Source organism: Shewanella bicestrii, from assembly GCF_002216875.1.
GTDB classification, from domain to species: domain Bacteria; phylum Pseudomonadota; class Gammaproteobacteria; order Enterobacterales; family Shewanellaceae; genus Shewanella; species Shewanella seohaensis.
In genome coordinates, this window is the sequence record NZ_CP022358.1 from 4,759,520 (window position 1) to 4,781,403 (window position 21,884).

At 46.8% G+C, this 21,884-nt stretch carries 20 protein-coding genes and 1 rRNA gene; 3 read left to right on the forward strand and 18 right to left on the reverse strand.

Features of this window, described 5'->3' with window-relative positions; all coding sequences use genetic code 11:
* Positions 1-124 precede the first annotated feature (124 nt).
* Positions 125-1,667, reverse strand: a 16S ribosomal RNA gene (locus tag CF168_RS20800).
* Positions 1,668-2,187: 520 nt separating this feature from the next.
* On the reverse strand, positions 2,188-3,615 hold the full coding sequence (gene ccoG, locus CF168_RS20805) for a cytochrome c oxidase accessory protein CcoG (protein ID WP_086903501.1): 1,428 nt from the start codon (positions 3,613-3,615) through the stop codon (positions 2,188-2,190).
* 91 nt (positions 3,616-3,706) lie between these two features.
* Here ccoG and CF168_RS20810 point away from each other — a divergent pair, with 91 nt between their 5' ends.
* The 3 genes from CF168_RS20810 (at position 3,707) to CF168_RS20820 (ending at position 5,447) form a co-directional block, all read left to right on the forward strand.
* Complete coding sequence (locus CF168_RS20810; protein WP_089068864.1) at positions 3,707-4,057, forward strand: hypothetical protein; 351 nt, start codon at positions 3,707-3,709, stop codon at positions 4,055-4,057.
* Positions 4,058-4,173: 116 nt separating this feature from the next.
* Complete coding sequence (locus CF168_RS20815; RefSeq protein ID WP_089068865.1) at positions 4,174-5,076, forward strand: 1,4-dihydroxy-2-naphthoyl-CoA synthase; 903 nt, start codon at positions 4,174-4,176, stop codon at positions 5,074-5,076.
* A gap of 167 nt (positions 5,077-5,243) precedes the next feature.
* Positions 5,244-5,447: a DUF2061 domain-containing protein gene (locus CF168_RS20820; protein ID WP_011627708.1), complete on the forward strand. Its 204-nt coding sequence runs from the start codon at positions 5,244-5,246 to the stop codon at positions 5,445-5,447.
* A gap of 79 nt (positions 5,448-5,526) precedes the next feature.
* Here CF168_RS20820 and glmS read toward each other — a convergent pair whose 3' ends face one another.
* The 16 genes from glmS to rsmG all read right to left on the reverse strand — a co-directional run bounded on the left by glmS (position 5,527) and on the right by rsmG (position 21,823).
* The gene (gene glmS / locus CF168_RS20825; protein WP_011624641.1) at positions 5,527-7,356 is read right to left on the reverse strand and encodes a glutamine--fructose-6-phosphate transaminase (isomerizing); all 1,830 of its coding nucleotides are present in this window, start codon (positions 7,354-7,356) and stop codon (positions 5,527-5,529) included.
* Between the two features lie 75 nt (positions 7,357-7,431).
* Positions 7,432-8,202: a DeoR/GlpR family DNA-binding transcription regulator gene (locus CF168_RS20830; protein WP_086903503.1), complete on the reverse strand. Its 771-nt coding sequence runs from the start codon at positions 8,200-8,202 to the stop codon at positions 7,432-7,434.
* Between the two features lie 203 nt (positions 8,203-8,405).
* The gene (locus CF168_RS20835) at positions 8,406-10,499 is read right to left on the reverse strand and encodes a TonB-dependent siderophore receptor (protein ID WP_089068866.1); all 2,094 of its coding nucleotides are present in this window, start codon (positions 10,497-10,499) and stop codon (positions 8,406-8,408) included.
* Between the two features lie 261 nt (positions 10,500-10,760).
* Complete coding sequence (gene glmU, locus CF168_RS20840) at positions 10,761-12,125, reverse strand: bifunctional UDP-N-acetylglucosamine diphosphorylase/glucosamine-1-phosphate N-acetyltransferase GlmU (protein ID WP_089068867.1); 1,365 nt, start codon at positions 12,123-12,125, stop codon at positions 10,761-10,763.
* Between the two features lie 170 nt (positions 12,126-12,295).
* Positions 12,296-12,724 carry a F0F1 ATP synthase subunit epsilon gene (locus tag CF168_RS20845; protein ID WP_011624645.1) on the reverse strand — a complete coding sequence of 143 codons (429 nt, stop codon included), beginning with the start codon at positions 12,722-12,724 and terminating at the stop codon, positions 12,296-12,298.
* 36 nt (positions 12,725-12,760) lie between these two features.
* Positions 12,761-14,152, reverse strand: coding sequence for a F0F1 ATP synthase subunit beta (gene atpD, locus CF168_RS20850; RefSeq protein ID WP_011718832.1), 1,392 nt, complete (start codon positions 14,150-14,152; stop codon positions 12,761-12,763).
* Positions 14,153-14,187: 35 nt separating this feature from the next.
* A complete protein-coding gene (gene atpG, locus CF168_RS20855; protein ID WP_086903506.1) occupies positions 14,188-15,048 on the reverse strand; it encodes a F0F1 ATP synthase subunit gamma in 861 nt (286 codons plus the stop codon).
* Positions 15,049-15,098: 50 nt separating this feature from the next.
* Complete coding sequence (atpA, locus tag CF168_RS20860; RefSeq protein WP_086903507.1) at positions 15,099-16,640, reverse strand: F0F1 ATP synthase subunit alpha; 1,542 nt, start codon at positions 16,638-16,640, stop codon at positions 15,099-15,101.
* Between the two features lie 14 nt (positions 16,641-16,654).
* Complete coding sequence (gene atpH / locus CF168_RS20865; RefSeq protein WP_086903508.1) at positions 16,655-17,188, reverse strand: F0F1 ATP synthase subunit delta; 534 nt, start codon at positions 17,186-17,188, stop codon at positions 16,655-16,657.
* 16 nt (positions 17,189-17,204) lie between these two features.
* Complete coding sequence (gene atpF, locus CF168_RS20870; RefSeq protein ID WP_011624650.1) at positions 17,205-17,675, reverse strand: F0F1 ATP synthase subunit B; 471 nt, start codon at positions 17,673-17,675, stop codon at positions 17,205-17,207.
* A gap of 38 nt (positions 17,676-17,713) precedes the next feature.
* Positions 17,714-17,965: a F0F1 ATP synthase subunit C gene (gene atpE / locus CF168_RS20875; protein ID WP_006083840.1), complete on the reverse strand. Its 252-nt coding sequence runs from the start codon at positions 17,963-17,965 to the stop codon at positions 17,714-17,716.
* A gap of 70 nt (positions 17,966-18,035) precedes the next feature.
* Positions 18,036-18,830: a F0F1 ATP synthase subunit A gene (gene atpB, locus CF168_RS20880; protein WP_011718837.1), complete on the reverse strand. Its 795-nt coding sequence runs from the start codon at positions 18,828-18,830 to the stop codon at positions 18,036-18,038.
* Positions 18,831-18,842: 12 nt separating this feature from the next.
* Entirely contained in the window at positions 18,843-19,226 is a 384-nt protein-coding gene (locus tag CF168_RS20885) for an ATP synthase subunit I (RefSeq protein WP_011624652.1), read from the reverse strand.
* Positions 19,227-19,451: 225 nt separating this feature from the next.
* Complete coding sequence (locus CF168_RS20890; RefSeq protein ID WP_011718839.1) at positions 19,452-20,330, reverse strand: ParB/RepB/Spo0J family partition protein; 879 nt, start codon at positions 20,328-20,330, stop codon at positions 19,452-19,454.
* 9 nt (positions 20,331-20,339) lie between these two features.
* Entirely contained in the window at positions 20,340-21,128 is a 789-nt protein-coding gene (locus CF168_RS20895; RefSeq protein ID WP_011718840.1) for a ParA family protein, read from the reverse strand.
* Between the two features lie 74 nt (positions 21,129-21,202).
* On the reverse strand, positions 21,203-21,823 hold the full coding sequence (gene rsmG / locus CF168_RS20900) for a 16S rRNA (guanine(527)-N(7))-methyltransferase RsmG (protein ID WP_011715298.1): 621 nt from the start codon (positions 21,821-21,823) through the stop codon (positions 21,203-21,205).
* Positions 21,824-21,884 lie beyond the last annotated feature (61 nt).

Genomic DNA, 21,884 nt, shown 5'->3' on the forward strand with positions numbered 1-21,884 from the left:
CTTTCCAAATTGTTAAAGAACAATGCTTACCGGCATGCGGTGCATTTCGCTCTCCCTCCTCTTTCGAGAAGTTCAACAAGCCATCTGTGTGAACACTCAACAAACATCGAGTTAGTCGTATAGGTAAGGAGGTGATCCAGCCCCAGGTTCCCCTAGGGCTACCTTGTTACGACTTCACCCCAGTCATGAACCACAAAGTGGTGAGCGCCCTCCCGAAGGTTAAGCTACCCACTTCTTTTGCAGCCCACTCCCATGGTGTGACGGGCGGTGTGTACAAGGCCCGGGAACGTATTCACCGTGGCATTCTGATCCACGATTACTAGCGATTCCGACTTCATGGAGTCGAGTTGCAGACTCCAATCCGGACTACGACGAGCTTTGTGAGATTAGCTCCACCTCGCGGCTTTGCAACCCTCTGTACTCGCCATTGTAGCACGTGTGTAGCCCTACTCGTAAGGGCCATGATGACTTGACGTCGTCCCCACCTTCCTCCGGTTTATCACCGGCAGTCTCCCTAGAGTTCCCGCCATTACGCGCTGGCAAATAAGGATAGGGGTTGCGCTCGTTGCGGGACTTAACCCAACATTTCACAACACGAGCTGACGACAGCCATGCAGCACCTGTCTCAGAGTTCCCGAAGGCACTAAGCTATCTCTAGCGAATTCTCTGGATGTCAAGAGTAGGTAAGGTTCTTCGCGTTGCATCGAATTAAACCACATGCTCCACCGCTTGTGCGGGCCCCCGTCAATTCATTTGAGTTTTAACCTTGCGGCCGTACTCCCCAGGCGGTCTACTTAATGCGTTAGCTTGAGAGCCCAGTGTTCAAGACACCAAACTCCGAGTAGACATCGTTTACGGCGTGGACTACCAGGGTATCTAATCCTGTTTGCTCCCCACGCTTTCGTGCCTGAGCGTCAGTCTTTGTCCAGGGGGCCGCCTTCGCCACCGGTATTCCTCCAGATCTCTACGCATTTCACCGCTACACCTGGAATTCTACCCCCCTCTACAAGACTCTAGTTTGCCAGTTCGAAATGCAATTCCCAGGTTGAGCCCGGGGCTTTCACATCTCGCTTAACAAACCGCCTGCGCACGCTTTACGCCCAGTAATTCCGATTAACGCTTGGACCCTCCGTATTACCGCGGCTGCTGGCACGGAGTTAGCCGGTCCTTCTTCTGTAGGTAACGTCACAGCTGCAAGGTATTAACTTACAACCTTTCCTCCCTACTGAAAGTGCTTTACAACCCGAAGGCCTTCTTCACACACGCGGCATGGCTGCATCAGGGTTTCCCCCATTGTGCAATATTCCCCACTGCTGCCTCCCGTAGGAGTCTGGGCCGTGTCTCAGTCCCAGTGTGGCTGATCATCCTCTCAGAACAGCTAGGGATCGTCGCCTTGGTGAGCCATTACCTCACCAACTAGCTAATCCCACCTAGGTTCATCCAATCGCGAGAGGCCCGAAAGTCCCCCTCTTTCCCCCGTAGGGCGTATGCGGTATTAGCAGTCGTTTCCAACTGTTATCCCCCTCGACTGGGCAGATCCCTAGGCATTACTCACCCGTCCGCCGCTCGCCACCTCATGAGTAAACTCACTTGTGCTGCCGCTCGACTTGCATGTGTTAGGCCTGCCGCCAGCGTTCAATCTGAGCCATGATCAAACTCTTCAATTAAAAGTTTTGTGAATCCGAAGATTCGGCTCAATGAATTCTGAATCGACTTAACTTAATAAGTCGTTGTACATATTGCTATGAACACTCATTCATTGATTTAATTCTTTGATTACTCGCCAAACGGCAGAGTAATTTCGATTAACTCAACACCTGTGAGTGTCCACACAGATTTCTTGTTTAGATTGTTAAAGAGCATTTGACCATTCACTTCGCGTTACCGCTCAGCGGGTCAGGGATGCGTATTCTACGCATTTCCCTTATCGCGTCAAGGCGTTTTTGCAAACTTCTTGAGGCTTTCGAATCAACTGCAAATTTTGCATTCGATTCGCACTGTCACCGCGCTTGCTTTCGCTGTCTGCCGTGTCAGTGGATGCGCATTATAGGCAGCAGAACTTTTTAAGCAAGGGCTTTTTGACAGAAAGTTTCGATTAATCATCTAGACGCCTAGATATCCAGCAATATGAATAAAAAAAGGGCTAAACAGCCCCTTTTTGAATGCATTTACTTAACAAAAAACTTACTACGGACTGAAGAAACGCGATTCTTGCTCGACTTCGACTTCTTCACCATCGATATGGGTTTTCACTTTTATCTCGATGTTAGTGACTGAACGCGAAAGTTCGACCGGATCGACCCCGACACTGATAGGTAGAGTTAACACCTCTCCACCCGCAATCGTCACTGAGGTTGGTCCATACCATTTATAGTTGTTGAGACCTTCTACACTCATAGTGTATTCGTGGGCTTGTTCTGTCTTATTGAGAATTTTCAGGGTGAAGGTGTTTTCAATCAGCCCTTGATTGTTTTCTCTGTAGAGTTGGTTACGGTCGCGGATGATATCCATACGCACGGGTGCAATCGTCGCGCTCGCGTAGATAAAGATCAGGATCATGGCAGCCAACACCACGCCATAGCCCACCAGCTTAGGACGTAATACCTTCTCTTTAATACCTTCGAGTTTATTCTCTGTGGTATAGCTAATCAGCCCCAGAGGATATCCCATCCGCTCCATGGTTTGATCACAAGCGTCGATACAGGCGCCGCAGTTAATACATTCGTATTGCAAGCCGTTACGAATGTCGATACCTGTTGGGCAAACCTGGACACAGAGGTCGCAGTCGATGCAGTCGCCTAATCCCATTTCTTTCGGGTCGGCTTTGCGTGAGCGCGGGCCGCGGGTCTCACCGCGTTTTGCATCGTAACCTACGATATAAGTGTTTTTATCAAACATCGCCGATTGGAAACGGGCATAGGGGCACATATGGATACACATAATTTCACGCATCCAACCCGCATTACCGTATGTTGCGAAGGTAAAAAACACCACCCAGAAGTAGATTGCGCCTGATGCGTTAAGGGTAAAGACATCGACATACACTTCGCGGCTCGGCACAAAATAAGACACGAAGGTCATGGCTGTGAGCAGCGACAATAAAATCCACGCCGTGTGTTTTGCCGTCTTGCGCCAAAGTTTGTCAAAGTTCCATGGCATTTGATCTAGCTTGATGCGTTTATTACGCGCACCTTCGAGTTTTTCCTCGAACCAAATGAACATAAACGTCCACACGGTTTGCGGGCAGGTATAACCACACCAAACACGGCCAAGATAGGTTGTGACGAAAAACAGTGCAAAGGCAGCTATCATAAAGAGAGCCGCGAGTAAGGTGAGATCCTGAGGCCAAATGGTGAGGCCAAAGACATGAAACTTCTGCTCGCCCAGATTGAACCAAACGGCTTGACGGTCTCCCCAAGGGATCCACGGCAGGATAAGGAAGAAGAGCATTGCGACCCAACCCATACGGCGGCGTACGCTACTCCATAATCCATCGATTGCCCGGACATAAATCCGATTGCGGGGGTTAAAGCGATCAGCCTTATTTTCATCTGGCTGGTGAATCTTAATTCGATTGGTTTTCGAATAGTCCTTGTTATTAGATTCTGCGTTCATCGTGACAGCCTTTTACTGCTTTAATATTGGACGAAAACTGGCTTATTATACCCATATTATTAATGGTTATTCACTTATGTTGGACTAAAAGATGAAAGGTTGGATCATATTAGCGCTCCTGTGTGGTGCATTATATTACTTATACACCGAAACAGACAAATTAGATGCACCTATAGCTAAAACAGAGGAAATGGTTCAGAAGATAGAAAATAAAATGGGTTCGATGACGGGCACCCAAATTATTAAGATCGAGCAGAAACGCACTAAGGCTCGAAAAGAGATTTTGGAGCGACTATCGGCTCCTGAAGTCGAAGAATTTAATAAAATCCCACTTACCGAAGACGGCATTGCCGATTTTAAAGACAGCTACTGCGGCACTAAAGCGCCCGAGCACCCCATTTTTAGCCGAGATAACCTGTTTTTTATCTGCGATAACCTCTAATCCCACTTACAGGCAAACGGAATTTTGCAGCCCATCACTAAGCATGACGCTTAGGCGATTGACCAAAGACATGATTCCGCCTAGCCTTTGAACTTCAATTACATAGGCCTTGTATCATGACTAAACCAGTATCAGATATTTTTGATCCCGCACTGTGGGATCAAGTCAGCGGATTTAATTTCGACGATATCACTTACCATAGAGCCAAAGCCCACGGCACAGTGCGTATCGCCATCAACCGTCCAGATTGCCTCAATGCCTTCCGCCCAAAGACGGTTGACGAGTTGTATATCGCCCTCGATCACGCTCGCCAATGGTCCGATGTAGGTTGTGTGTTACTCACAGGCAATGGCCCCTCCGCCAAAGGACAATATTCGTTTTCCTCCGGTGGCGATCAACGTATTCGCGGCAAAGATGGTTATAAATATGAAGGCGCAGAAGAAGGCAAAGCCGATTTAGCCAGAATGGGGCGTTTACATATCCTCGAAGTCCAACGATTGATCCGCTTTATGCCTAAGGTGGTGATCGCCGTCGTGCCGGGTTGGGCGGTGGGTGGCGGCCATAGTTTACACGTTGTCTGCGACTTAACCTTAGCCTCGAAGGAACACGCCGTCTTCAAACAAACCGATCCCGATGTCGCGAGTTTCGATTCTGGCTATGGTAGTGCTTATCTTGCCAAGATGATTGGCCAAAAGCGCGCGCGAGAAATTTTCTTCTGCGGCTTTAACTACAGTGCCGATGAAGCCTTTGCCATGGGAATGGTCAATAAATCGGTTCCCCATGCAGAACTCGAAGTCGAAGCATTAAGATGGGCCAAAGAGATTAACTCCAAATCGCCAACAGCGATGCGTATGTTGAAGTACGGCTTTAACATGACAGACGATGGCATGGTCGGTCAGCAACTGTTTGCGGGTGAAGCGACACGCTTAGCCTATGCCAGCGCAGAAGCTCAAGAAGGGCGCGATGCTTTCCTCGAAAAACGCGATCAGGACTTTTCAGCGTTTCCATGGCATTACTGATCGAAGCTGATTGCCATATAAAGCCCTCATTTGAGGGCTTTATATTTTTTAGCGCTTATAGATAGAAAAAACCGTTTAAACTAATCTCAAAATACGGGTTTAAATTTTAATGAGAACTGTTATCATCTGATCATTCCCAATTGGGGCTTACATTAGAGGATAAGATCATGACCAAGACATTTACTTTTGCCGTATTACATTTCAGCGTCGCCTTCACCGTTACCTATCTATTAACAGGTAGTGTTTTGGTCGGTGGTGCCGTTGCCTTAGTTGAACCCGCAATAAACACTGTAGTGTTTTATTTCCACGATAAAGTGTGGAAGCGTTTCGAAGAAAAAAAGCAAAACGCACTTAATGCTATAACGGCTTAACACACTTAGCCACCAGCATATACTCTAATAAAGCCCCAATAAAAAACCGCCATTCAGGCGGTTTTTTATGACTTCCGATTTATTCCACCGTCACCGATTTAGCGAGGTTTCGCGGTTGATCCACATCCGTGCCCTTAATTAAGGCAACGTGATACGACAGCAACTGTAATGGGATAGTGTAAATCAGCGGTGCCATAAAGATATCGCAGTGTGGAACCGGGATAACCTTCATGGTCTCGTCAGATTCAAACTCGGCATCCACATCGGCAAAGACATACATTAAACCACCACGGGCACGCACTTCTTCAACGTTAGATTTCAACTTTTCTAACAGTTCGTTGTTTGGCGCGACCACGATGACGGGCATGTCGGCATCAATCAACGCCAGTGGGCCATGTTTCAACTCGCCAGAGGCATACGCCTCAGCATGGATATAAGAGATCTCTTTAAGTTTCAGCGCACCTTCCATCGCAATCGGGTACTGATCGCCACGGCCAAGGAATAAAGCATGGTGTTTGTCGGCAAAATCTTCCGCCAATTCAGCAATCGCATCATCTAAGCTCAATGCTTGTTCCACTTTGGCTGGCATAGACTGTAGGCTTTGAGTGATCTCCGCCTGCATTTGCTCCGACATGCCATTATGGCGACCGATCACCGCCGTCAGCATTAACAAACCAGCCAACTGCACAGTAAAGGCTTTGGTAGAGGCAACGCCAATCTCAGCACCCGCTTTCATCATGTATGCCATGTCAGACTCACGGACTAAAGAAGAGCCTGGGGCGTTACAGATAGTTAGCGTCGCCTTATAACCCATTTCTTTAGCGAGGCGCATCGCCGCCAGCGTATCGGCAGTCTCGCCCGATTGAGAAATGGTCACCAACAGGCTGTTAGGGAACAAATGCGACTTGCGGTAGCGGAATTCGGAGGCGATTTCGACATTACAAGAAACGCCGGCCCAATCCTCTAACCAATAACGCGCCGCCATACCCGCATGATAGCTAGTACCACAGGCAATGATTTGTACGTGCTTGATATCTTTTAAGAACTCAGCAGCATTATCACCAAAAGCCGTGTCGAGCACTTGCTTGTTAGCGATGCGACCTTCGATAGTGCGTGTCAGTGCCAATGGCTGCTCATAAATCTCTTTGAGCATATAGTGGCGATATTCACCTTTGTCACCGGCATCGTGGGTGATTTCTGATTCTTTAACTTCGCGCTCAACTTTATTACCATGCACATCGAAAATGCTCACGGTGCGACGAGTCACTTCAGCCACGTCACCTTCTTCTAAAAACGCGAATGAACGGGTCACAGGCAATAGCGCCAATTGATCAGAGGCGACAAAGTTTTCACCTAAACCAAAACCAATCACCAGTGGACTACCAGAACGCGCGACGACCATACGCTCGCTATCGCGGCGGTCGATAACCACAGTGCCATAAGCGCCTTCAAGTTGTTTAACCGTGGCTTGCACAGCGGCCAGTAAGGTGTCGTGCGTTTTTAATTCGTGATGAACTAAATGACAAATCACTTCGGTGTCGGTATCAGAACTGAAGTGATAGCCCAGCTCTTTTAGCATTTCGCGCAGTTTATGATGGTTTTCGATAATGCCATTGTGCACCACGGCAATATCGCCTTCAGATAAATGTGGGTGAGCATTGCGCTCGCTTGGTTCACCATGGGTAGCCCAACGAGTATGTGCAATACCAGTGCCCCCCGCTAACGGGTCGGTTTCGAGAGCGGCAGAGAGCTCCTGCACTTTACCCACGCGACGAGTACGATTAAGTTCGCCATTGTGGATAACGGCAACACCAGCGGAGTCATATCCACGATATTCTAAACGACGTAAACCTTCGACCAGAATTTCGGCCACATCCCTTTGCGCCACTGCGCCAACGATTCCGCACATAGTTTTTACCTATAAAATGAAAAATAAAAATGAAGTTGTTTGAGACATTTGCTTTGGCTTATCACGGGCAAATGCCTAAGACGAGTAGGGCGCTAAGATGACTTTCACGCCTTGCTCGGTAATTTGGTTAAGGGCACTCTCTTCGATGCGAGCATCGGTAACTAGCACACTGATTTGCGACCAAGGTAGTTCTAAGTTAGGGATCCGCTTACCAATTTTGTCCGAATCCACCATAACGATCACTTCGCGGGAAACCTCTGCCATCACCTTACTTAAGCCCGTTAGCTCATTAAAGGTGGTGGTGCCGCGCGCTAAATCGATACCGTCGGCACCGATAAAGAGTTGGTCGAAGTTATAGGAGCGTAATACTTGTTCGGCCACTTGCCCCTGAAACGACTCTGAATGCGGATCCCAGGTTCCACCGGTCATCAATAGGGTTGGCTCATTTTCAAGCTCGTGAATCGCATTGGCCAAATGCAGGGCATTGGTCATGACCACCAACCCACGCTTGTGATTCAACTCGGCGATCAGACCTGAAGTGGTGGTGCCACTGTCGATAATGATGCGATTGTGATCTTTGATCAGCTGCGCCGCAGCTTTAGCAATGGATAACTTATTAGGGGCAATCTTGGCAGAAAACTGCTGTGTCACTTCATCGGGAATAGCCACAGCACCGCCATAGCGGCGCAGCAGTAATCCGGTTTTTTCAAGTTCGGCCAAGTCTTTACGAATAGTCACTTCTGAGGTTTCGAAACGTAATGACAACTCATCGACACTCACTTCACCCTGTTCATTCAGAATGCTGATAATACTGTGGCGTCGTTGCTGTGTGTTTCGTTTATTCATAAAACCTTTCAGTTAACTTTCGATTCGAAAGTTACATTATAGAGAAACGAAACATTTTTACTAGTATTCGAAAGGTGTTTTTGGAATGAAAGTGATGAAATAGATGAGTTTTTAAAATTAACCTAATGAAAAGCAATAAAAAAGCAGTCCACCTATCGGTGAACTGCTTTAAGGGAGCTAAAACTTAAGCGTAGAAAGTAAAGTTAGAACTTAGCTTCAAGTGCCACGCTAAAGTTACGGTCTTGGCCTAGAGTCACCATATTGTATTGTCCGCCATCAATATAATCGGTATCAAACAGGTTTCTCACGTTCGCGCGGATGCTTACATCTTTACCCATAATATCCATAGTGTAGGCAGCACCGATATCGAAGCGGACATAACCGTCTTTACTGATAGTGTTATCCACGTTTGCAAAACGCTCGCCAACATAGATAGCACCGAAGTTCATTGCAAAGTTATCGGTTACTTCATAACGAGTCCAGATATTGGCCGACCATTCAGGGGCATCGATAGGCGTTTTACCTTCGCGCTCATCACCCGTTTGATACTCAGCATCGAGGTACATCATAGATGAAGTCACAAACCAGCTATCGCCTAGCTTACCTTGGGCACCTACTTCAAAGCCGCGGTGCTTTTGCTCTCCGCCTTGGGTGGTGATATCAGTGAAATCACCGATAGGTGTAGGCAATTTTTCTGAAATAGTAATGTTTTCAAGTGTGATATCAAATACCGCTGCCGTTAATAGCAAGCTGTCGTCAAACAGTTCCCACTTTGTTCCCACTTCATATTGAATGCCGTATTCAGGCTTTAGGTTAAGTTTATTATTGATATCGTATTCATTATTCACCGCACCTTGCGGGGTGAAGCTTTTTGAGTAGTTAACATAAACACTGCCGTTATCTGTAGGTGAGTAGATCACCCCAAATTTAGGCGATACGGCATAACTGTTTTCACCTTCGCCATCTTTTTTCTGTTCGTCATAACGAACCCCTGCGAGCAATTTCCATTGTTCATTGATGGTCATTAAATCTTGCAGATAGAAACCATAGTATTTGTATTCACTTGGAGTACCTTTTTTACCTGTATGGTAATCAAGATCCGGCTGAATCACCGGCTGACCAGGAATAACGGTTTGAGCTGCGCCACGAGCGATTTGTTGCTGGTAGAAATAATCGAGATAGTTAGCGCCGATCAGCAACTGATGCTCCATACCCGCCAATGCAAACTCACCCGTAAAATCGACATAAGCGGTTTTATGTTGCCAATCATCGTAACGATCGAATGGCCTAATACTGTATCCCGAGGTGAATGGATCTTCATTATATTGCGGCGCAGAATCGAAACGCTGGCGATTAAACTGTTGATCGTTATAACCCAGTTTAACTTTCCAATCGTCATTCATATGCCAAGTTAAATCGGCACCTAAGTTTGAAACCGTGTTATCGGTAAAGGCCCAAGGCGCATCCCAGATGGTTTTACGCTGGCCGACAACATTGCCTTGCTTATCTAACCAACTGCCAGCATCGATACCGGTTTTATCTTGGGTATGGTCGTATTTCAGTGACAATAACAAATCATCACTGATATCGAATTCTAGGTTCAAATAACCTAACCAACGATCACGCTCTTGGTTTTCATCGGTCGTTGAATATTCACGCCAGTATTTAGTATCTTGTTTGACTAACACACCGCGGTAACGAATGCTCTGAGCCTCGTTTAAGCTGCCACCAGCGTCTAACTGTGCGCGGGTAGAGCCGTAACCGTCAGTATCAAACCCTAAGTTGAGCATAGAATCGTAGGTGGGCTTCTTGGTGACCATATTCACCAAACCGCCAGGTCCAGATTGGCCATACAACATGCTCGAAGGGCCTTTCAGTACTTCGACTTGCTGCAGGGTTTCGATAGGTTGAACGTAGTGAGACCATTGCTGGTGGCCGTTGATCAGATAACCGTTGCCTGAATCTAATTCAAAACCACGAATACTGAAGACTTGGCGGTTCCAACGAGTGGTTCCCGCCGTTACGCTTGAGTCGTTAGCTAAGACTTCCGCAAGGTTAGTCGCTAATTGCTCATCGGTCACAAAGTCGGGGATAACATTCACTGATTGTGGTGTATCCATTAAATTGATATCACCACGCATCGCACCGGATGCACTGCCGACTTTATAGTCGTTAAACGTACGGCCAGTCACATTAATGCGCTCAATGTTTTCATCATTTGGCGCTTCAGCCATAACAGGCATCGCCATTAATGCAGACCCTACGGCCAAACCAACCACTGAATATTTAAATACCATTGCCAACACCTCAAGTAGACCTTTCGTCTTAGAATTGCAGGCAATATAAATAAGAATTGTTTTTATTTAACTATCTTTACACGAATTTACAATCTAGCGTGACTTGGATCAACTTTGAATAAAAACAATGAATTAGCCATAACATTACAATATTAATTGAGCATTAATTTAGCTTATTTTTATTTGGAGGGGATTTTTAGCTTTGACAAAAAAGTCATAAAGCGGCAATAAGCCGCTTTATGTTTACTGGGTACAGCGCCGTTATTTCTTAATCTTTACCGGACGTTGCCAGCCAGTCAGATGTTTTTGCTTAACACGGGTGATCACTAGCTCATCCTCACCCACGTCACGGGTAATTGTTGACCCCGCACCGAGCGTCGCGCCTTTACCAATGGTCACTGGCGCCACCAGCTGAGTATCACTCCCCACAAACACATTATCTTCAATCACGGTTAAGTGTTTATTGGCACCATCGTAATTACAGGTAATAGTGCCAGCACCAATATTCACACCCGCACCGATTTGCGCATCGCCTAAATAGGCTAAGTGACCCGCCTTAGAACCCACACCTAAAACAGCTTTTTTCATCTCAACAAAGTTGCCGATATGGGCATCTTGCATTAACTCTGCACCTGGGCGTAAACGGGCAAAAGGCCCCGCACTGGCGGCAACGCCTAGCTTAGCGCCTTCGATAATAGAGTAAGGTTTGATCTCAGCGTTATCGGCAATTTCACAATCGATAAGAATCGCGCCAGCGCCGATGCTCACATTATTACCAATCACTACTTTACCTTCGAAAATCACGTTCACGTCGACCATCACATCCATACCCACTGTCACTTCGCCACGGATATCGATACGGCTTGGGTCACGCAGATTAGCCCCAGCAATCATCAACTTTTCTGCTTCACGAGACTGATAAGCGCGCTCCAGTTGTGCAAGCTGCACGCGGTTATTGGCACCTTCCACCTCAATGGCTGATTGTGGCTGAGCGGTATTAATCTCAACGCCATCGGCGTGGGCCATGGCAATAATATCAGTCAGGTAGTATTCACCCTGAGCATTGTTATTCGATAGGCGGCCAAGCCAGGTTTTTAATGCCTTGCCCGGCACCGCCATAATGCCGGTATTGATTTCATTGATGGCTAACTGCTCAGCATTGGCATCCTTTTGCTCGACGATACCAACAACCTTGCCTTGCTCGCGCACGATACGGCCATAGCCAGTTGGATTGCTAAGATTAACGGTTAAAATCGCCACGCCCTGATCAGGATGCGCGGCAAGTAGAGCTTCGAGGGTTGAAGCTTGGATTAACGGCACATCACCGTAAAGGATCAACACAGTGTCATTATCATCGATATTGGGAATCGCCTGAGCAACCGCATGGCCTGTGCCTAACTGCTCGGCTTGCAACATCCAATTTAATTGCTGCTCACCCAGTGCGGATTTTAATTTGTCGGCGCCATAGCCGTACACTAATTGAATGGCATCGCTGCCGATACTGTGGGCGGTATCGATAACATGCTGCACCATGCTCTTGTGGGCGATAGGATGTAATACCTTGGGAAGATCCGAGCGCATGCGAGTTCCTTTTCCTGCCGCTAAGATCACTACATTTAATGCCATTGCCATATCCTTGATTAACATCCCAAAGGGATAAACTGAGCTCGATTTAATGGCACAATTTTAACGGAAAGGCGCAGCAAAGCGAAAGGCAGATCTCAAAACGCAGCGAAAAAACCAACAAAAAAGGCGGGTATCTTTCGATAACCGCCTTTTATCACAAACAATAACCTTTATCTGGCAATGTTTTTCTTGATGGTTTCAACAACACGTAGTTGAGCCATTGCTTTCGCTAACTCAACCATAGCGGCGTCATAATTGAAGTCCGCACCCGCAGTCGCCATATGGGCTTCTGCACGACGCTTGGCTTCTAATGCTGCCTGCTCATCAATATCTTTGGCACGCATAACCACATCAGCCAACACAGAAACAGAAGAAGGTTGTACTTCCAGTAAACCACCAGAAAGATAAAACACTTCTTCGCTGCCGTCTTGTTTGACGATGCGCGCCATGCCAGGTTTGATATAGCTTAACAGTGGAGCGTGGCCATGCATGATGCCCAACTCACCTTCAGAACCGGTCACTTGTAGGCTAGCTACGCGACCTGAGAAGATGCTGCTCTCTGCGCTTACTATATCAAGCTGTACTGTCATGGCTGCCATCCCGTTCTCCTTAAAAAACTAAGTATGACTACTTAGTTATTTCTTTTTGTTAGCTTTCTCGACAGCTTCGTCGATAGAACCAACCATGTAGAACGCTTGTTCTGGAATGTGGTCGAACTCACCACTCAGAATTCCCTTGAAGCCACGGATAGTGTCTTTCAGAGATACGTACTTACCAGGAGAACCAGTAAAGACTTCTGCTACGTGGAAAGGCTGAGACAAGAAACGCTCAATCTTACGTGCACGGGAAACGGTCATCTTATCTTCGTCTGACAGTTCGTCCATACCGAGAATCGCAATGATGTCTTTCAGCTCTTTGTAGCGTTGCAGAACAGTTTGTACACCGTTAGCTACGTCATAGTGCTCTTGACCAACAACTAATGGATCTAATTGACGAGAAGTAGAATCCAGTGGGTCAACCGCTGGGTAAATACCCAGAGAAGCGATTTGACGTGACAATACAACAGTCGCATCTAAGTGAGCGAAGGTTGTTGCTGGTGACGGGTCAGTCAAGTCGTCCGCAGGTACGTATACCGCTTGTACAGAGGTAATAGAACCAGTCTTAGTTGAAGTAATACGCTCTTGCAGAACGCCCATTTCTTCAGCCAGAGTTGGTTGGTAACCTACTGCAGAAGGCATACGACCTAACAGTGCTGATACTTCAGTTCCGGCTAGGGTGTAACGGTAGATGTTGTCAACGAACAACAGAACGTCACGACCTTCGTCACGGAATTTTTCAGCCATAGTCAGACCGGTCAGTGCTACACGCAGACGGTTTCCTGGTGGCTCGTTCATTTGACCATAAACCATGGCTACTTTGTCGAGAACGCCAGAATCCTTCATCTCGTAGTAGAAGTCGTTACCCTCACGAGTACGCTCACCTACACCGGCGAATACAGAAAGACCTGAGTGAGCTTTTGCGATGTTGTTGATCAGTTCCATCATGTTAACTGTCTTACCAACACCCGCACCACCGAACAGACCTACTTTACCACCCTTAGCGAATGGACATACAAGGTCGATAACCTTGATACCAGTCTCTAACAGTTCAGTCGTGTTTGATTGCTCTTCGTATGAAGGAGCGCTGCGGTGAATCACATAACGTTCTTCTTCGCCAATTGCGCCAGCTTCATCAATAGGGTCGCCTAATACGTTCATGATACGGCCAAGAGTGGCGGTACCAACAGGAACAGAAATAGGTGAACCTGAGTTTACTACCTCAAGACCACGACGCAGACCATCAGAAGTACCCATAGCGATGGTACGAACTACACCACCACCTAGTTGTTGCTGAACTTCCAGCACCAAACCATTACAGGAGCCTTCACCTGTGATCTTCAGAGCGTCATATACCTGAGGTACGGCATCTTGTGGAAACTCTACGTCCACAACCGCGCCAATCACTTGGACAACAGTACCTGTGCTCATGATTAATCCTCTAAAACTTGTATTCGTTACCTAACCTAAACCGCAGAGGCACCAGAAACAATTTCCGACAGTTCCTGCGTAATCGCAGCCTGACGAGCCTTGTTATAGACCAATTGCAAATCGTCAATCAGTGTACCCGCGTTGTCTGTTGCCGCCTTCATCGCCACCATACGGGCAGCCTGTTCAGAAGCAATGTTTTCAACAACACCTTGGTAAACCTGAGATTCTACATAACGAACCAATAAGGTATCCAAAAGGGCTTTTGGATCTGGCTCGTAGATATAGTCCCAACGATGAGCAACCTCATCTTCTTCCGATTTAGGCAAAGGTAGCAGCTGCTCGATCACAGGAGTCTGCGTCATAGTGTTTACAAACTTGTTGAACACTACGTACAGACGATCCAGTTTGCCTTCGTTGTAAGCATCTAGCATTACACGTACTGTCCCGATCAGGTCAGCGAGCTTTGGCGCATCGCCTAAACCTGAAGCATGGGCAGATACATGACCGCCAAAGCTTTTGAAAAACTGAACACTACGAGCACCAATTGGGCAAAATTCAAATTCTGCACCTTGCTCTTTCCAGCTTTTCACGTCTGCGACAACCTTTTTAAAGAGGTTGACGTTCAGACCACCACAAAGGCCACGGTCGGTTGCTACAACAATGTAACCAACCCGCTTAGCCTCTCTCACCTCTAAGTAGGGGTGTTTATACTCGAGAGAACCTTGCGCTACGTGACCGATCACCTTACGCATGCTTTCCGCGTATGGACGGCTTGCAGCCATGCGGTCCTGCGCTCTGCGCATTTTGCTAGCTGCCACCATTTCCATGGCGGACGTGATCTTCTGAGTGTTTTTAACACTCGCGATCTTGGTTTTAATCTCTTTAGCGCCGGCCATCTCTACTCTCCAATCTGGACCTGAGGTGCCTTAAGACACCTCTATCATTGTTACCAGGTTTGGGTTGCTACGAACTTGTCGAGGCCAGCTTTTAATTCAGCTTCGATATCGGCGTTATAATCGCCAGTCTCGTTGATAAGCTTGATTAAAGCAGCATGCTCGCTGTTCATGTACGAGAGCAGAGCGGCTTCGAAATCACCGACTTTGTTCAGCTCAACGCCCTTCAGGTAACCTTTTTCAGCTGCGAAAATTGACACAGCTTGAGCGGCTACGCTCATAGGAGCATATTGTTTTTGCTTCATCAGTTCGGTAACACGCACACCATGCTCAAGTTGAGCACGAGTTGCATCGTCTAAGTCAGATGCAAACTGTGAGAACGCAGCAAGTTCACGATACTGTGCTAGAGCGGTACGGATACCACCAGACAGTTTCTTGATGATCTTAGTCTGAGCCGCACCACCAACACGAGAAACAGAAATACCTGGGTTAACCGCTGGACGTAAGCCAGAGTTAAACAGATCGGTCTCAAGGAAGATCTGACCGTCAGTAATAGAAATTACGTTGGTCGGTACGAATGCAGATACGTCACCCGCCTGAGTTTCAATAATAGGCAGCGCGGTTAAAGAACCGGTTTGACCTGTTACAGCACCCTTAGTGAACTTCTCTACATAATCTTCGTTTACGCGTGAAGCACGCTCTAATAAACGAGAGTGTAGATAGAATACGTCACCAGGATAAGCTTCACGGCCTGGTGGACGCTTCAGCAGTAACGAGATCTGACGGTAAGCAACAGCTTGCTTAGACAGGTCATCGTATACGATCAGAGCATCTTCACCGCGGTCGCGGAAGTATTCACCCATAGCACAACCAGAGTATGGTGCTAAGTATTGCAGTGCTGCAGCTTCAGAAGCTGTTGCAACTACAACGATAGTGTTAGCTAATGCACCATGCTCTTCTAGCTTGCGTACTACGTTAGCGATTGTAGAAGCCTTTTGGCCTACCGCTACGTACACACACTTGATGCTAGAGTCGCGCTGGTTGATGATTGCGTCGATCGCCATAGCTGTTTTACCAGTTTGACGGTCGCCAATGATCAATTCACGTTGGCCACGACCGATTGGGATCATAGCGTCAACGGCTTTATAACCAGTTTGAACTGGTTGATCTACTGACTTACGGTCGATAACGCCTGGAGCGATAACTTCAACAGGAGAGAAACCATCGTTATCGATAGCGCCTTTTCCGTCAATTGGCTCACCCAGAGTGTTAACTACACGGCCTAACAGGCCACGACCGACTGGAACTTCCAGAATACGGCCAGTAGTTTTAACTTTTACGCCCTCTGCTAAATCAGCATAAGGACCCATTACTACGGCACCGACAGAATCACGTTCAAGGTTCAACGCGATTGCAAAACGGCTACCAGGCAGTTCGATCATTTCACCTTGCATCACATCGGCTAGGCCGTGGATGCGGATAATGCCGTCACTTACCGCAACGATAGTACCTTCGTTACGAGATTCGCTAACGACTTCGAACTGCTCGATCCGCTGCTTAATCAGATCGCTGATTTCAGTGGAATTCAGTTGCATGCTCAAACTCCCAATTACGACTGCAGCTTTTCAGACAGACGCGATAACTTACCGCGGACAGAGCCATCAATGACTAAGTCACCTGCCTTAATAATTACACCGGCGATGAGCGCGGCGTCAGTGCTGCAATTCAGCTTAACTTTGCGTGCGAGACGTTTCTCTAAAGAATTACTGATCTGCTGCTGTTGTTCAGAGCTGAGCTCAGCTGCAGAAACCACATCGGCTTCCACTTCTTTTGCCCACTCATTACGGTATTGAGCAAAAAGCTCAGATACAGCAGGTAGTACCTTTAAGCGACCGTTTTCAGCCATTACCTTTATCAAGTTCTGACCTTGCTCATTGATTTGCTCACCACAAACACTAATGAAGAGTGCGGCAAGTTTAGTACTGGCTAAAGAGCCAGTTAGCAGTGGCTGCATGGTTTCGTTTTCACTAACCAGTGCGGCAAACGTGAGCATTTCTGCCCAGGTATCCACTGCATTGTGTTCAACAGCAATGTCAAAAGCTGCCTTTGCGTAAGGGCGAGCGATGGTGGTTAATTCAGCCATAACTCAAACTCCCTTATCAAATTTCAGCGACTAGTTTATTAACTATGTCACTGTGGGCGGCTGGATCAATAGAACGCTCAAGGATCTTCTCAGCACCCATGATGGCAAGAGTAGCAACCTGCTTACGCAGATCCTCTTTCACGCGATTACGTTCAGCTTCAATTTCTGCTTTACCCTGAGCGATGATTTTTGCACGCTCAGCGTCTGCTTCGGCTTTAGCTTCTTCAACTATTTGAGCTTTACGCTTGTTAGCTTGCTCAATAATTTCGTTAGCAGTCACCTTGGCTTCTTTTAGTTGGTCAGTCGCTTTCGCTTGAGCCAACTCTAGGTCTTTTACCGCACGATCAGCATCAGCTAGACCGTCAGCAATCCTTTTTTGGCGCGCTTCGATGGCATTCATCAAAGGGGGCCATACAAACTTCATGCAGAACCACACGAAGATGATAAAGGCGACCGTCTGACCGATTAGGGTAGCGTTGAAATTCACAACAGCCTCCTATTTAGAGTTAAGACAGAAGCGTTTTCTTACAGCATTGCACCCAGTGGGTTGGTGAACAGCATGAATAATGCGATACCAACACCGATCATTGTTACGGCGTCTAACAGACCCGCTACGATGAACATTTTAACTTGCAGCATAGGAGCCATTTCTGGTTGACGCGCAGCGCCTTCCAGGAACTTGCCACCTAATAAGCCGAAACCGATTGCAGTACCAAGAGCACCCATACCAATCAGCAGAGCAACAGCGATAGCTGTCATGCCTAAAATCGTTTCCATCTGTATCTCCAGTATCTAAAATCTAAATCTAATTAGTTGATGATTTAGTTTAAAATTTCTTCAGCAATCCTTAATGATCTTCATGCGCCATGCTTAAGTAAACAATGGTCAACATCATGAAGATAAACGCCTGCAGCGTGATAACCAAAATGTGGAAAATTAACCAACCTAGTTGCAGAGTCACACCCAGGGAAGATAATAACAAGTTGGTACCATACATCAGCGCAATAAGGATGAAGATCAACTCACCTGCGTACAAGTTACCGAATAGACGCAATGCCAATGAAATTGGCTTAGCAACTAAAGTAACAGTCTCTAATAGGAGGTTGACGGGTATCATTGCCTTATGGTTAAAGGGCTGTAGCGTCAGTTCTTTAACAAAACCAGACACGCCTTTGACCTTAATGCTGTAGTAAATAATCAGCACAAACACACCGATAGCTAAGCTGAAGGTGATGTTTACGTCAGTTGTCGGAACCACTTTCAAGTATGGAACGCCCGCTAAACTTGCTAACCAAGGCAGCCAGTCAACAGGAAGCATATCCATGAAGTTCATCATGAATACCCATACAAAAATGGTCAGAGCTAAAGGCGCGATCAGGGCATTGCGGCCATGAAAACTTTCTTTCACGCTGTTATCAACGAACTCAACGATCATCTCGATAAAGCATTGCAGCTTACCGGGAACCCCTGAAGTCGCTTTTTTACCAACACTACGGAAAATCCACAGGAACAGAACACCAAGACCAACCGAAAAGAACAACGAATCAATGTGCCATGTCCAGAAACCTTCACCAACATGTAAGTTGGTAAGGTGATGCTGGATATAGCCCTGCGGTGTTAACGCTTCACCAGGTGCAGCCATGATTCATCCCACTTAACTTTGCTTGAAGTATAAAGGAGCTGTCCAATGCACTATTAACGTCAGCACATAACAAACAAAAAGCGGCATAAATGCCACCTCAAGCTTGCTAAACACCAATGAAAACATTGCGATGGTTAACAGCAACTTTACCGCTTCCCCCCAGTAAAAAGTTTTAATCACTTTTGCTGCTGAACTTGCTCCCGTATGAGAGAAAGCGAGGGTTGCGAATACAAAATTAGGGAGCACAGCAATTGAACCACCTGCTAACGCAGAATAGCCAAACTGAACTCCCCACACGACGAAAAAGAGAATTGAAGCACCCCCAGCCACCGCCGCCTGCATCATCACCAATTTATAGGCTGACCACCGGCCACGACGCGCTAAAACCTTACTCAACTCATCCTCTCCGCATTCATACTTTTTGTTTCGATGACCGGATGACAAATATCCGTATTTTTGTCGATGCACAAAAAGCTTGCGAAAGTATACCTTTTCACGCCTTCATTGCAACTTTGAGATAAGGAAAAACAGCACTTTTAACGTGATATAGCGCCAAAACAGTCAAAATCCAAAATTAACATATGTCACAAATTTACATTAAAAACTGTTAATCTACAGACATTAACGAATTTTGCTAAGAATTCCGTCTAATTCAGCCAGATTCTGATAGTTAATTACAATTTTACCCTTACCCTTACTGCTATGAGCGATCGAAACCTTAGCACCTAATCTTTCAATTAACTGCTGCTCTAAACGACAAACATCTTGATCTTTAGTCGTAGTTTCGACGGGTTTGGGCGGATTTAAGGTTTGATTAATCAATCGTTCAGTTTCGCGAACGGTTAATTCCTTGGCAGCCACTAATCTCGCCAGATTTGTTTGTTCTTCACCCTCAATTGCGAGCAAAGCGCGTGCATGGCCCATATCAATGTCGCCATACTCGAGTAAACGCTTAACCGGTTCATTTAACCCGTTTAACCGTAACAAGTTAGATACACTCGCGCGAGATTTTCCCACAACATCGGCAACCTGTTGGTGAGTCAGCTCAAATTCTTGCATCAAACGTTGTAATGCAATGGCTTCTTCCATGGCATTTAAGTCTTCACGTTGAATGTTTTCAATCAACGCAATGGCAACCGCCGCTTCATCGGGAACCGGTTTAACGATACAAGGGATTTTTTCGACACCCGCCAATTGGGACGCTCGCCAACGGCGCTCACCGGCGATGATTTCATACTGGCTATCGCTAACAGGACGCACCACAATCGGCTGAATAATGCCTTGATTGCGGATGGAATGGGCGAGTTCTTCTAACGCCTCGGGAGACATGTCCTTACGAGGTTGGTATTTACCCGGTTGTAGCAGGTCGAGATCCAGATGAATAAGTTCTTCTTTTTTATCGACAACAACTACTTCTTCCGTGTGTTTTTTACTCGCGGCGTGGCTGTTACTCAGTAAAGCATCTAAGCCCTTACCTAACCCTCTTTTCTTTAACGTCATGGTTATCCTTTACGCTCGCTTAGCCTGAGTTTTCTGTTCGGAACGGCGGATCATCTCACCCGCTAACGCCAAATATGCCTTAGCCCCCGCACTCGATTTGTCGTAGTACATGGCGGGTGCGCCAAAGCTCGGCGCCTCGGCCAAACGCACATTACGTGGGATTACAGTGCGATAAACCTTATCACCAAAATGCTGTTTTAGCTGATCGGACACATCATTTGACAGGCGATTACGCGGGTCATACATGGTCCGCAAAATCCCTTCAATCCCCAAACCAGGATTCACCACCGCCGCTAATTTGGTGATGGTATCAATCAAGGCGGTTAAGCCTTCCAGTGCAAAATACTCACACTGCATTGGCACCAACACGGAATCCGCCGCCGACATGGCATTAACCGTCAACATGTTGAGCGAAGGTGGGCAATCGATAAAGATGTAATCGTATTGATCTTTTATCGGTGCGAGCGCATTACGTAACCGCACTTCACGGGCAAAGAACTCCATGAGTTTAATTTCTGCCGCAGTCACATCGCCGTTACTGGCAATCAGATCGTATTTCCCCGTGGTGTCTTTAACCACGATCTCATCGAAGGGCTTTTCTTCAACCAGCAGTTCGTAAGCCGTGTTTTCGACTTCGTATTTATCGACACCGCTGCCCATGGTGGCATTGCCCTGAGGATCGAGATCGATCAGCAGCACTTTACGCTTAGTCGCGGCTAAAGAGGCGGCTAAGTTGACACAAGTTGTTGTTTTCCCTACGCCACCTTTCTGGTTGGCCACGGCAATTACTTTACCCACAATGTCACCCTGTATGTAAATTCTGGTTTATTGCCTACTTAAAAATCCATGCGAAATGAGGAGCTTTAAGCCTGTTATTCTTTGATTATTTTGAGTAAATGTCTTTGCTCATCGAGTCTAGGCACTTGGAGTTCGATGGTTTCGGTCACCACAAATCCAGCGGGGATTTGTTGCATCTCTTCATCACTCAGTAGTCCCTTGAGCGCATAAAATTGTCCATGCTCGGCAGGCAAGTGATGGCACCATGTCAACATATCATGGATTGAGGCAAAGGCGCGGCTGAGCACTCCATCGAACTTTTGCTCGGGTTGATAGGCCTCGACTCGGCTCTCTATCGAACTAATATTGTGGATCCCGAGTTCAAAGGCCACTTGCTTTTGAAAACGGATACGCTTGCCTAAGCTATCGAGCAGCACAAAGGTTTTATCTGGATTCATAATCGCTAAAGGAATGCCGGGAAGACCTGGGCCTGTACCTACATCGATAAAGCGCTCGCCCTGCAAATGGGGCGACACCACTAAGCTGTCCATGATATGGCGGACAAGCATCGCCTCAGGATCTCTTACCGAGGTTAAGTTATAGGCTTTATTCCATTTGTTGAGCATGCCAACAAAATCAAGCAGTTGTTTTTTCTGCTCAGCAGTGGCGGGCAGATTAATTTCGGCTAAATAGGCCTCTAACTGGGCAGATAACACTGAACAACCTCAATAAAGATACGATTATAAACTCGCTGGCTATTATGAAGCCCTGAAACGT